At 70.9% G+C, this 11,763-nt stretch carries 13 protein-coding genes; all 13 read right to left on the minus strand.

Features of this window, described 5'->3' with window-relative positions:
- Positions 1-4: 4 nt before the first annotated feature.
- The gene (gene secD, locus VFX14_09290) at positions 5-1,621 is read right to left on the minus strand and encodes a protein translocase subunit SecD (protein ID HEU5189869.1); all 1,617 of its coding nucleotides are present in this window, start codon (positions 1,619-1,621) and stop codon (positions 5-7) included.
- A complete protein-coding gene (yajC, locus tag VFX14_09295) occupies positions 1,621-1,962 on the minus strand; it encodes a preprotein translocase subunit YajC (GenBank protein HEU5189870.1) in 342 nt (113 codons plus the stop codon). The genes secD and yajC overlap by 1 nt, the downstream gene beginning before the upstream one ends.
- A gap of 6 nt (positions 1,963-1,968) precedes the next feature.
- On the minus strand, positions 1,969-3,144 hold the full coding sequence (tgt, locus tag VFX14_09300) for a tRNA guanosine(34) transglycosylase Tgt (GenBank protein ID HEU5189871.1): 1,176 nt from the start codon (positions 3,142-3,144) through the stop codon (positions 1,969-1,971).
- Positions 3,145-3,149: 5 nt separating this feature from the next.
- Positions 3,150-4,187, minus strand: coding sequence for a tRNA preQ1(34) S-adenosylmethionine ribosyltransferase-isomerase QueA (queA, locus tag VFX14_09305; protein ID HEU5189872.1), 1,038 nt, complete (start codon positions 4,185-4,187; stop codon positions 3,150-3,152).
- A 21-nt stretch (positions 4,188-4,208) separates the two neighbouring features.
- Complete coding sequence (locus VFX14_09310) at positions 4,209-4,541, minus strand: tRNA-binding protein (GenBank protein HEU5189873.1); 333 nt, start codon at positions 4,539-4,541, stop codon at positions 4,209-4,211.
- Positions 4,542-4,552: 11 nt separating this feature from the next.
- Positions 4,553-5,689, minus strand: coding sequence for a SpoIID/LytB domain-containing protein (locus VFX14_09315; protein HEU5189874.1), 1,137 nt, complete (start codon positions 5,687-5,689; stop codon positions 4,553-4,555).
- Entirely contained in the window at positions 5,686-5,913 is a 228-nt protein-coding gene (locus tag VFX14_09320; protein ID HEU5189875.1) for a DUF2905 domain-containing protein, read from the minus strand. The genes VFX14_09315 and VFX14_09320 overlap by 4 nt, the downstream gene beginning before the upstream one ends.
- A gap of 29 nt (positions 5,914-5,942) precedes the next feature.
- Positions 5,943-6,977 (minus strand): Holliday junction branch migration DNA helicase RuvB, encoded by a 1,035-nt coding sequence (gene ruvB / locus VFX14_09325; protein ID HEU5189876.1) that lies wholly within the window; start codon positions 6,975-6,977, stop codon positions 5,943-5,945.
- A complete protein-coding gene (gene ruvA / locus VFX14_09330) occupies positions 6,974-7,657 on the minus strand; it encodes a Holliday junction branch migration protein RuvA (protein HEU5189877.1) in 684 nt (227 codons plus the stop codon). The genes ruvB and ruvA overlap by 4 nt, the downstream gene beginning before the upstream one ends.
- On the minus strand, positions 7,654-8,241 hold the full coding sequence (locus tag VFX14_09335; protein HEU5189878.1) for a crossover junction endodeoxyribonuclease RuvC: 588 nt from the start codon (positions 8,239-8,241) through the stop codon (positions 7,654-7,656). The genes ruvA and VFX14_09335 overlap by 4 nt, the downstream gene beginning before the upstream one ends.
- A gap of 13 nt (positions 8,242-8,254) precedes the next feature.
- A complete protein-coding gene (locus VFX14_09340; protein ID HEU5189879.1) occupies positions 8,255-9,007 on the minus strand; it encodes a YebC/PmpR family DNA-binding transcriptional regulator in 753 nt (250 codons plus the stop codon).
- Between the two features lie 6 nt (positions 9,008-9,013).
- The gene (locus VFX14_09345) at positions 9,014-9,997 is read right to left on the minus strand and encodes a hotdog domain-containing protein (GenBank protein ID HEU5189880.1); all 984 of its coding nucleotides are present in this window, start codon (positions 9,995-9,997) and stop codon (positions 9,014-9,016) included.
- Between the two features lie 92 nt (positions 9,998-10,089).
- Positions 10,090-11,622 carry an ABC transporter substrate-binding protein gene (locus tag VFX14_09350; protein ID HEU5189881.1) on the minus strand — a complete coding sequence of 511 codons (1,533 nt, stop codon included), beginning with the start codon at positions 11,620-11,622 and terminating at the stop codon, positions 10,090-10,092.
- Between the last annotated feature and the right edge of the window lie 141 nt (positions 11,623-11,763).

Below are 11,763 nucleotides of genomic sequence, written 5' to 3' on the forward strand. Positions count from 1 at the left end.
TCTCCTAGATCGAGATCGACTCGATGCGCCGCGGGCCCATGTAGATGAGGTCGAAGATCAGGCGGGTGAAGAACACCGCGGTGAAGAGGCTGGCGAGGATGCCGATGGCCAGCGAGACCGCGAAGCCCTTCACGGGGCCCGTGCCGAACTCGTAGAGGATGGCCGCGGACACGAGCACGGTCACGTGCGTATCGATGACGGTGCGGAAGGCCCGCGCGAAGCCCGCGTCGATGGCCGCGCGCACGGTCTTCCCCGCCCGCAGCTCCTCGCGGATGCGCTCGAAGATGAGGATGTTGGTATCCACCGCCATGCCGATCGTGAGCACGATGCCCGCGATGCCCGGCAGGGTCAGCGTCGCATGGAAGCCCGCCATGGCCGCGAGCAGGATCAGGAGGTTGAGGCCGAGGGCGAGGTTGGCGATGAGGCCGGACAGGCGATAGAAGATGAGCATGAACACGACCACCGAGGCGGCCGCGGCGATGGTGGACCACACGCCCCTCTGGATCGAGTCCACCCCGAGTGACGGCCCCACCGTGCGCTCCTCGAGCACCTGGACGGGCGCGGGCAGCGCGCCCGCGCGCAGCACGATGGCGAGGTCGGTGGCCTCCTCCGCGGTGAAGCCCCCGGTGATCTGCGCCTGTCCGGAGGGGATGCGCTCCCGGATCACCGGCGCCGAGTGGACGTTGCCGTCGAGGACGATGGCCAGCCGCTTGCCCACGCTGGCCTCGGTCAGCTCGGAGAACACCCGGGCCCCTGCGGGATTGAACTCCACCGACACGTAGGGCTCGCCGGTGTTCTGGTCGATGGACACCCGCGCGGTGGACAGATCCGCGCCGGTAAGCACCGCCTTCTTGCCCACCACGTAGGGGATGCGACGCTCCTCCCGCGTCTGCTTGTCCACCCGCCGCTGGATGAGGAGCTCGTCGCCCTCCGGCACCACGTTCTCGCGCGCCGCGCGCTCGGGATCCGCGCGCTCGTCCACCAGCTTGAACTCGAGGAGGGCGGTCTTGCCGATGAGAGCCTTGGCCCGCTCGGGCTCCTGCACCCCGGGAAGCTGCACCAGGATGCGATTCTCACCCTGCTGCTGGATGGACGGCTCGGCGACGCCGAACTGGTCCACGCGGTTGCGGATGGTCTCCAGGGCCTGCCGCACCGAGAGGTCCTTGAGCGTGCTGACCTCGCGCGCCCGCATGGCGAGGACGAAGCGGCCCGCCGCCTGATCGGGCTCCTTCACCTCGAAGTTGGCCAGCTCCGAGACCGCGGTCTGCGCGGCGCCCCACGATTGCGGCGAAGCGAGCTGGACCTCGATGTCGGTGGTGCCCCGACGCTGGACCCGCGTCACCGCGATGCCCTTCTTGTCCAGCGTCCCCCGCACCGAGCTCACCGCGCGCTCGGTCTGCGACTCGATGGCCTTGTCCAGGTCCACCCCGAGCACGAGATGGATTCCGCCCTGGAGGTCGAGCCCGAGATTGAGGGTTGACGGCAGGAGAACGTGGGGCCTCGCCGGTACCGCGCTCCCGTAGAGCCACGTCCGCAGGAACGGCGGCGGGTAGAGATACGCCAGCGACCCGAGGATGACGACGGCGACGATCGCGATGCGGAGGCCGAGCTGTCGCCGCATCAGCTCGACCCGTCCTTCTCTCCCTGGGCGGGAACGATCCGCCCTACTGCGGCCCGGTCGAAGGTGAGCTTCACCTGGTCTCCCACGCGGAGCGTGATGGTGTGCTCGTCCAGGCCGGCCACGGTGCCGTGTATCCCGCTGGTGGTCACGACGCGATCGCCCTTCTTGATCGCGCCGAGCATCGCATCGCGGTCACGCTTCTGCTTCTGCTGCGGGCGGATGACGATGAAGTACATGATGGCGAACATGCCAACCATGAGCGGCAGGATCGACAGGATGCCGCCACCGTTCGCACCGCTTCCGCCCGGCGCCTGCGCCATCGCGTAGGCGAGATCGACCATTGACGCTCAGACCTCCCCGTCCGTCGAGATGTCGTCGGAACTTGGAACACCGTCGCGACCAGCGTGCGATTTTACCCCATATCGATCCAGAAACCGAGTGCGGAATGGGTCGAAGCGGCCCTCCGCGATGGCCGCGCGCATCGCCCCAACGAGCCGTTGATAGAAGGTGATGTTGTGGACTGACAGCAGCCGGTACGCGAGGAGCTCGCGGGCCATGAAGAGGTGGCGCAGATAGGCGCGCGAGAATCCTCGGCACGCCTCGCACGAGCACTCGGCGTCGAGCGGCGCGGCGTCGCGCGCGTAGCGCGCGTTCCGGATGGCCAGGGGCCCGTCGGCGGTGAACACCTGACCGTTGCGCGCGTTGCGGGTGGGGAGCGCGCAGTCGAAGCAGTCCACGCCGCGCGCCACCGCCTCCACCAGATCCGGCGGCTTTCCCACGCCCATCAGGTAGCGCGGGCGGTCTTTCGGCAGGAGCGCGGCGGTGACGGCGGTGATGTCGAGGAGCACGGGCTTCGGCTCGCCCACCGCGAGGCCACCGATGGCATAGCCGGGAAGGTCGAGGGCGGCCGCGTCTTCCACCGCGCGACGGCGCAGCGCGGGGTAGACGCCTCCCTGCACGATGCCGAAGAGCGCCTGCCCGCCGGGCCCCCGCCGGTCTGCCGCCACAGAGCGTCGCAGCCAGCGCTGGGTCAGCGCGAGCGAGCGCTCGGTCTCGGCCTCGGTGGCGGGGTGACCCAGACACTCGTCGAGCGGATGAATGATGTCGACACCGAGCGCCTGCTGGATCTCGATGGACAGCTCGGGGGTGAGGAAGCGGCGCGAGCCGTCGACGTGCGAGCGGAACTCCACGCCGTCCTCGCCCAGGCGGCGCAGAGCGGCCAGGCTCCATACCTGGAAGCCGCCGGAGTCGGTGAGGATGGGCCCATCCCAGCCCATGAAACGGTGGAGGCCGCCCAGCTCTCGCACGAGCTCGTGCCCCGGCCGGAGGAAGAGGTGGTAGGTATTCGACAGCACGAGCTGAGCGCCGGCGGCGCGGATGTCGGCGGGCGCGAGGCTCTTCACCGAGCCGAGCGTGGCCACCGGCATGAAGGCGGGCGTGTCGACCGTGCCGTGCGCGGTGCGGATGCGCCCGCGGCGCGCGGCGCCGTCGACGGCCAGAAGCTCGAAGCCGAACGCGCCCATCGCCCCTACACGACCAGCATCGCGTCGCCGTAGGAATAGAATCGGTATCCCGCCGCCGCCGCGTGGCGATACGCGGCTAGCATCAGCTCGCGGCCGGTGAGGGCCGCCACCAGCATGAGGAGGGTCGAGCGCGGGAGGTGGAAGTTCGTCACGAGCGCATCCACCGCGCGGAAGGCATACGGCGGGTGGATGAAGAGGTCGGCACAGCCCGCGCCGGCGACCACCTGGCCCGTCCCCGCCGCCGCCCACTCGAGGGCGCGCGTCGTGGTCGTGCCCACCGCGATCACGCGGCGGCCGGCCGCACGTGCCGCGTTCACCGCCGCCGCGGTCGCGGCGGGAATCTCCACCGCCTCGCCATCCATCCGATGGCCCTCCACGCTGGCGGACGTCACGGGACGGAAGGTGCCGGGCCCCACGTGGAGCGTCAGCGCGTGCACCTCGACGCCGCGCGCGCGCACGGCATCGAGCAGCGCGGTGGTGAAGTGCAGACCGGCGGTGGGGGCAGCCACCGAGCCGTCCGCGCGCGCATACACGGTCTGGTAGCGCTCGTGATCCTCCGGCGTGGGCGCGCGGTGGCGCGCGATGTAGGGCGGGAGCGGCGGGAGCCCGTGGCGGGCGAGCAGCTCGCGCGCGTCCCCGGGAGCCTCGAGGGTGATCACCCGGAGGCCGCGCTCGCCCTCGGCGGTGACGGTGGCGGACGCCGTCCCTCCGCCCAGCGCGATGCGGGCCCCCCGGCGACAGCGACGGCCGGGCCACGCCAGTGCTTCCCAGCGCGCCGGGCCGATCTCGCGAACGAGCAGCAGCTCCACCGGGCGGCCGTCGTCTTCCCTCGCGCCGAGCAAGCGAGCGGGAATCACCCGGCTCTCGTTGACGACCAGGCAATCGCCGGCGCGCAGGAGACCAGGCAGGTCGGCGAAGCGGCGGTCCTCCCACGCGCCCCGCGCACGATCGAGGACGAGGAGGCGCGACGCATCCCGCGGCGTGACCGGCTCCTGCGCGATGGCCGAGGGGGGAAGGTCGTAGTCGAACTGCGCGACATCCATCCGGAATCCGAGTCTAGCAAATCAGCCGATGCGCGCGCCCGGGGCCACCTCGAAGTCCGGCCGCAGCAGGATGACCTCGCCGCGCTCGTCATACGCGCCTAGCACGAGGACCTCCGAGACGAACGGCCCGATCTGCTTGGGAGGAAAGTTGACGACGGCGATCACGCGCCGACCGACGAGGTCGCCGAGGGCGTAACGGTGGGTGATCTGCGCGCTGGACCGCTTTACGCCGAGCGGCCCGAAGTCCACCCACAGCTTGTACGCGGGCCGGCGCGCCTCCGGGAACCGCTGGGCGTCGACGACCGTGCCCACGCGCATGTCGACCTTCCCGAACTCCGCCCAGGTCAGGCTCATCCGGGAGGGCGCTACGGGAGGGAGGCGAACTCCGCGCCCGGATAGTAGTACTCGATGATCTGACGCGCAGAGTAGCCGAGCTGCGCCATCGTCTTGGCCCCGGCCTGGTCCATGCCCACCCCGTGGCCGTAGCCTCGGCCGGCGAACCGCGCGGTGGTGTCGTCGACCGCCACCGCGAAGAGGGTGCTCTTGAGCGTGTCGTAGCCGACGATCCGCCGCAGATCATTCCCGCGCAGGACGACCTCCCCTGCCGATCCGGTCACGAGGATGCGGGTGACGCGGAGGGATGCGCTTCGCTCGAGCACCTCGAGTCCGGTGACGCGCCCCACTCCGGCGCCGGCGCGCTGCAGCGCGGCCGACAACTCGGCGAGCGGGAGGTCGAGATTCCAGAGATGGTGCGGAGAATCCGACGGGAAGTCGACCCTCACGCCGCGCAGCGCCGGCATGTTGGCGGCGGCGAACACCACGCGCGGATCCTCGGTGTGCCCGCCGCTGTCCGTGTGGTAGAACGCCGGGAAGAGCTCGCCTTCCCACAGGAGCACCTGCCCTCGCGTCTCCCGCACCGCCGTCCAGACCGGGGAGCTCGCCCCCACGCGACCGACGTACTGCTGATGCGCGGTGGTGGCCACAATCTCGTAGGGCTTGCCGGCATTGAGCCGGCGGTGATAGGCGGCATAGGTGCGGGCGACGATGGCCTGGGCCTTGAGCATCTCCAGCGGCATCGACTCGCCCGCCTCCGCCTTCACGCTGCCGCCCACGTACTCCTCGAGGGGCAGCGTGTTGACGACGAGGAGGCCGTCGGCGGCGCGGCGGATCTCGATCGCGCCGGGATAGTCGAGCGCGTTGACGCGCACGGCGCCGCCCGGCGCGGCGGTCACGCGGAGGGCGTCGAGCCGCAGGACCTCGCGGCCCAGCCCGCGCACCTCGAGACTGTCGCCGCGCCCCACCACCCGGATCCACGTCGGGCTGTGCCGCGTGAGCGAGCGTCCCACGAGATTGCGCAGGGTCAAGGGCCCGCCGCCGAGCTCGACCGAGCGCGCACCCTCGACGAGCGCCACGCGGATGTCCCCGTTCGCCCACGCCGGCCCGGCCGCCACCGCGAGGAGCGCGAGGAGCGCGGCGAGGGCCAGCGCACGCGGGCGGCTCACCGCCGCCCGATGAGGATGAATAGCAGGGTCAACAGGATCGAGACGAGGATCGACGTCGCGAGGGGGAAGTAGAAGCGGAAATTGCCGCGCTCGATGTAGATGTCGCCGGGCAGTCGGCCGATCCATGGCACCTTTCCCAGAAAGCCGCCCGCGAGCCACAGGGCTGCTCCCAGGATTACCATGACGACCCCGACGCCGAGGAGGATTTTGCCGAGGTCGGTCATGCCGCCACCGCCGGAAATGCCCGCGCGGGTCAGAGCGGGAGCTCGCCCTGCCCGGTGGCGGGCGCTGGGCGAGCGACGCCGAGATGCGCGTAGGCGCTGGGCGTGGCCCGGCGCCCGGAGGGCGTGCGCACGACGAAGCCGATCTTCAGGAGGAAAGGCTCGACCACCTCGACAAGTGTCTCCGCCTCGTCGTTGATGGTCGCGGCGATCGCCTCCAGCCCGGCCGGACCGCCGCCGTACTGCTCGATGAGCGCGGTGAGGAAGCGGCGATCCAGACGGTCCAGGCCCGCCTCGTCCACCCCTTCCCGATCCAGGGCATCGCGCGCGATGGCGGCCGTCACCACCCCGTTCGCCTTGACCTGGGCGTAGTCGCGGACGCGCCGGAGCAAGCGGTTGGCGATGCGCGGCGTACCGCGGGACCGGCGCGCGATGGCGCCGGCGCCATCGCCCTCGAGCGGCGCCTCCAGAATCGCCGCCGAGCGCGTCACGATCGCGCTCAGCTCGTCGTGCTCGTAGAAGTCCAGATGGTGGAAGATGCCGAAGCGCTCGCGGAGGGGGGAGGTCAGGAGCCCCGGCCGCGTGGTGGCGGCCACCAGCGTGAACGGGCGCAGCGGGATGCGCATGGTGCGCGCGTTCAGCCCCTTGTCCATCACGAAGTTGACCGCAAAGTCCTCCATCGCGGGATAGAGCAGCTCCTCGACCACGCGCGGCAGCCGGTGGATCTCGTCGATGAACAGCACATCCCGCTCGCCGAGGTTTGTGAGGATGCCCATGAGATCGGCGCCGCGGTCCAGCGAGGGGCCGGCGGTGGTGACGAGCGCCGCGCCCATCTCGTTGGCCATGATGGTGGCCAGCGTGGTCTTGCCCAGCCCGGGCGGGCCGGAGAGAAGCACGTGGTCGAGCGGCTCGCCGCGCCGGCGCGCTGCCTCGACCGAGATGCGGAGGCTCTCCACCGCGGCGCGCTGCCCCACGTACTCGTCGAGGCGCTGCGGCCGGAGCTGGCGCTCGAGCTGCGCCTCCTCGGGCAGCGCCACGCGGCTCATCACGCGGGCCTCGTCGCTCACCGCGCCTCCCCGCCGTGCACGCCGGCCGCCGGCGCCCCGGCGCCCCGGTAGATCTCCTCGAAGAGCTCCTCGGGTGTGGTCAGATCCGGGCGGCGCTCGAGCGCGCGGTCGATCAGCCCCGCCGCCTCGCTGGGCCGGTGCCCCAGTTGCTTCACGAGGACCTCGAAGACCATGGCACGGAGGCCTTCCTCGTCGAGCGCGCGCGCCGGGCGGCGGGCCGGCGCCGCCTCGGCGGCCTCGGCCATCAGCGCGAACTTGGCGACCTTGCTCGAGAGCTGCGCCACGATGTTCTTGGCCTTCTGGGGCCCGATGCCGGGAAGCCGGCGGAGATAGCCCTCGTCCTGACGCGCGATCGCGGCGGCGATCTCACCCACCGGCGCGGCAAGGGCGCGCGCGGCGACGAGCGGCCCCACGTCCTTCACCGTGATCAGCTTTTCGAAGAACTCCTTGTCGAGCTCGGAGGTGAAGCCGATGAGCACCGGGCGCGGCTGATTCTGCGTGGCGTGATAGTGGATGGCGAGCACGACCTCGGGGCCGTCCGCGCTGGGCTCTGGCTTCACGTCCACGAGCGCCCGCTGGGTCACCGGCGGCAGGAAGACTTCGTAGCCCACTCCCGCCGCCTCCAGGATCACGCGATCCTCGAGCTTCGCGCGCACGCAGCCGCGGAGCGACGCGATCATGTATCCGCTCGCCTCGCCTGCGGCTCCGGCTCGCCAAGCCACGTATCCGCTCGCCTCGCCTGCGGCTCCGGCTCGCCAAGCAACTGCGGCAGTCGATGCGGGCGCTCGAAGGGCGCGCGGCCGGTGATACGGGACATGCCGGTGAGGGCGAGGCCGAGGGCGTCGGCAACGTGGGACGGGCGCGGCAGCTCGGCGAGGCCGAGGAGGGTCTGCACGCCGCGCTGCATCTGCCCCTTGCCGGCGGCGCCGTTGCCGGTCACCGCACGCTTGACTTCGGAGGCGGCGAGGGCCAGCACCGACACCCCACACTGGCGCGCGGCGAGATAGATCACCCCTCGGGCATGGCCCATCAGGATGGCGGTTCGGGGAAACCGGTATTCGGTGTAGAGGTCCTCGACGACGAGCAACCCCGGCTCGCGCGCCTCGATGAGGCGCCGCACCGCACCGTGAATCGCGTTGAGCCGGGCTTCCAGCGACTGGCCAGCGGCGCTACTGACGACACCGGCGTCCACGACGGCAAGCCCCCCGGGCCCGGCCTCGAGGACCCCGAATCCGGTGTCCACCAGGCCCGGGTCCACGCCCATGACCCGCAGCGCGCTAGGCCGCGGAGATGGCGTCGAGGACCTCGTCGGGAATGTCGTAGTTCGAGTAGACGGCCTGGACGTCGTCCTGCTCCTCGAGGGCCTCGATGAGCCGCAGCACCGCCGCGGCGTCCTTGCCCTCCACGCGCACGGTGGACTGCGGGACCATGACCGCGGACGCCTCCAGCACGGGGACGCCCTGCGTCTCCAGCGCGCTCCGCACCATTTCTATTTCATCAGGGGCCGTGCTGATCTCGAAAGCTTTTTCCACCTTCTTCACGTCGTCGGCGCCCGCCTCGAGCGCCTTCTCGAGCAGATCGTCCTCCTTGATCCGCTCCGCGTCCACCTGGATGACCCCGCGCCGGTCGAACATCCAGGCGACGCACCCCGATGTGCCCATCCGCCCGCTCTGCTTCTCGAAAAGGTGCCGCAGCTCCGGCCCCGTGCGGTTCTTGTTATCGGTCACCACCTGCACCAGCACCGCGACCCCGCCGGGTCCGTAGCCCTCGTACGTGATCTCCTCGTAGCTCTCGCCTGGCAGCTCGCCGGTGCCCTTCTGGATCGCCCGCTTGACGTTGTCGGCGGGCATGTTGGCCGCCTTCGCCGACTCCATGGCGGCCTTGAGCCGGAGATTGCCCTTCGGATCGCCGCCGCCGTTGCGGGCGGCGACGGTGATCTCGCGGAGGATCTTGGAGAAGAGCTTCCCCCGCTGGACGTCCGTCTTGCCCTTCTTCCGCTTGATCTGCGACCACCGTGAATGTCCCGACATGGCCTCTCACCTTCCCTCGTTGATCGATGCCCGGAGCGCCTTCACCCGGGCCAGCCGCCGCGTCCGCCGCTCGAGCGCCTCGCCCCACCGCCGCTGCTCCTCCGGCGTCTCCGGCGTGAAGGGGGTGCACGGGCGCGGGCGGAGGTCGGGCCCCAGATGCACATAGGTCAGGTAGGCGGTGCACGCGTGCCGGATCTCGCCGGTGATGGGGACCTCGGTGAGGACCTTCACGCCCACCTCGAGCGAGGATGTCCCCACGTGGTTCAGCCCGGCCTTGAACGTCACGACCTCGTGGGACGAGATTGGGGCATAGAAGTCCAGGGCATCCAGGCATGCGGTCATCACGAGACCGCGATTGTAGCGCATCGAGAGGATGCCCCCCGCCTCGTCCACGTCCATGAGGAGCTTGCCCGGGAACATGGTGTTCCCGAACAGCGTGTCCTCGGGCAGCACCGAGCGGCTCGACTCGAACTTCCACCGGAGCCCGCCCGTCCCGTCATCGCCGATCTCCCGCGCCCGCGCCGATCGCCGAGCCAGTCGCTCCTGGCGATGCTGCCGACGGTCGAGCGCCGCCGCGTAGAGCGCCTCCTCCTCGCGGCCCTCGGGCTCGATCCGCGCGGGGACGGGCTGAGGATGGAGCCGCTCGTCCACCTTGATGAAGACCAGGTGCGAGTTGAGCGTCACCGCCCGCGCCCCCGTGTGCACGTTCTCCGAGAACACCCGCACTCCGACCTCGAGTGAGCTCCGCCCCACCAACTCCACCTGCGCCCGGAGCACCGCGACCTCGCCAACCTTGACCGGGTGGAGGAAGTCGATGTCGTCCATGGCGCCCAGGGCCACATTGCCGCGCGCGACCCGTGAGGCGGCGATCGTGCCCACGGTGGCGATCCACTGCATCATTCGCCCGCCATGGATCTGCCCGGGCGCGCCCGCGTGCTCGGGGAACACCCACTGGACCATCTCGGTGACGGTATCGCTGACCGATGGCATCGGCGTGACGGGTAAAGGCCCCCGGTTCCTCGTGTTTCTATCATGCGGCTCCGGGCAAGTCCACCGGGCCGCCTCGCCTCGACGCGCGCTCGTCAGGGGCTCAGGACGACGCGGTCGAGCCGGTGGAACCCGCTGGGGTGCAGGCGAAGATTCCGGACCTCGGGCCGGGTCACGACCCAGTGCAACCGGACGTAGAGCGGGAGCCAGGGCGCCTCCTCGGCGAGGAGGCTCTGCGCCCGCGCGTACACCCGCTGGCGCTCGAGACGGCTGGAGAGCTGACTGCCCCGGATGAGCAGATCGTCGAGGCGCGGATTCCGGTAGAAGGACAGGTTCCAGGCCAGCGCGCCCTTGCGCGCGCCCTCGCTGGTCGACAGCGGGTAGAGCAGCAAGTGGGGATCGCCGCCGTCCACCTGTGCCTCGGCCAGCGCCACTTGATGCTCTCCATTCTGGGCGAGCTTGAGCGCAGTCTCGGGCTGAAGCGCGGCCACCGTGAGGGTCACGCCCCTCGGTGCAAGCGCCTCGCGCAGGGCCTCCGCCAGCCGGGCGCCCTCGATGGGGGCGGCCAACGGCGTCACCGTGAGTCCGACCGAGATGGCACGCAGCGCCCCGCCCTCGACGAGCAGGCGCCGGGCCGTCTCCCCACGATCTTCGGGCGGCTTGGGGGCAGGCTGCGCCGCCCATACGCCCGGAGGCAGCAGCGCGGTCAGCGGCACCGCGTAGGGCTCGAGCGCGGCGGCCAGCGCGCCCTGATCGAGCGCGGCGGCCATCCCCTGGCGTATGCGCTTGCGGAGGAATGGCTCGCGCTCGGTCTGGAGCGCCAGGTACCCGATACGCCAGCCGGGGATGGCGAGCGCCCCGGTCATGCGCGCCGGCGCCCCGGCAGGCACGTAGAGATCGAGGGCGCGGGCGTCGAGCTCGGTGGCGGCGCGCACGTCGTCGCCCTGCTCGAGGAGGACCATGCGACTCGAGCGCGGAGGCCCGCCCCAGTACGCCGGATTGGCCTCGAGCACCATGCGCCCCGGTGCCGTCTCTGCAACCAGAAATGCGCCCGTGCCCAGCCAGCGTGCGGCGCCGTCGGGGCCCTTGGTCACCCGGACGATGGACATCGCGGGGTGGGCGAGCACGGTGAGCAGCGGCGCATAGGGAAGGTTCAGGACGATCTGCACGGTACGGGCATCCGGCGTCTTCACCGCCTTCACGACGCCCGGGGCCCCGCGCAGCAGACGGGGCACCACCGGATTCGCCGACGGCGCGTGTGACGCGCCGGGAAAGAGCAGGCGCTCGAGGCTCGCCGCGACCTCGGCCGAAGTCAGCGGGGTGCCGTCGTGGAAGCGCACGCCCTCTCGCAGCCGGAACGACCAGGCCAAGCCGTCGCGTGAGACCTGCCACTGGGTGGCCAGGCCGGGCTCCACGTCGCTCGTTCCATCTCTGTACTGGAGGAGCGTGTCGAAGATCTGGCGGACGACGAGCCCTGCAGGCGTTTCCACGGCAAGAGCCGGATCCAGCGTGGCCGGGAGTGCGGACAGCCCCACGCGGAGGATGCCGCCCTGGGCGAAGGCGCGCCCGTCGGCGATCGCGAGCACGAGGGCGAGCGCAGCGACGACGCGGCCTGCGCGCGAGGGCATGTCGTAGTTATACGCCCGCCCTCGGCAAATTTTCGTCGTTCCGTCGGCACTTTTTTGATGCTTTCTGTCGGTCCGGCCGAGGGGCGTGCGATCATGTCAAGGCCCATGTCATTGGATACGCAGCATTCCAGGATCGGCCCG

It is taken from the genome of Candidatus Methylomirabilota bacterium (assembly GCA_035764725.1).
In the GTDB taxonomy this organism is placed as follows: Bacteria; Methylomirabilota; Methylomirabilia; order Rokubacteriales; family CSP1-6; genus DASRWT01.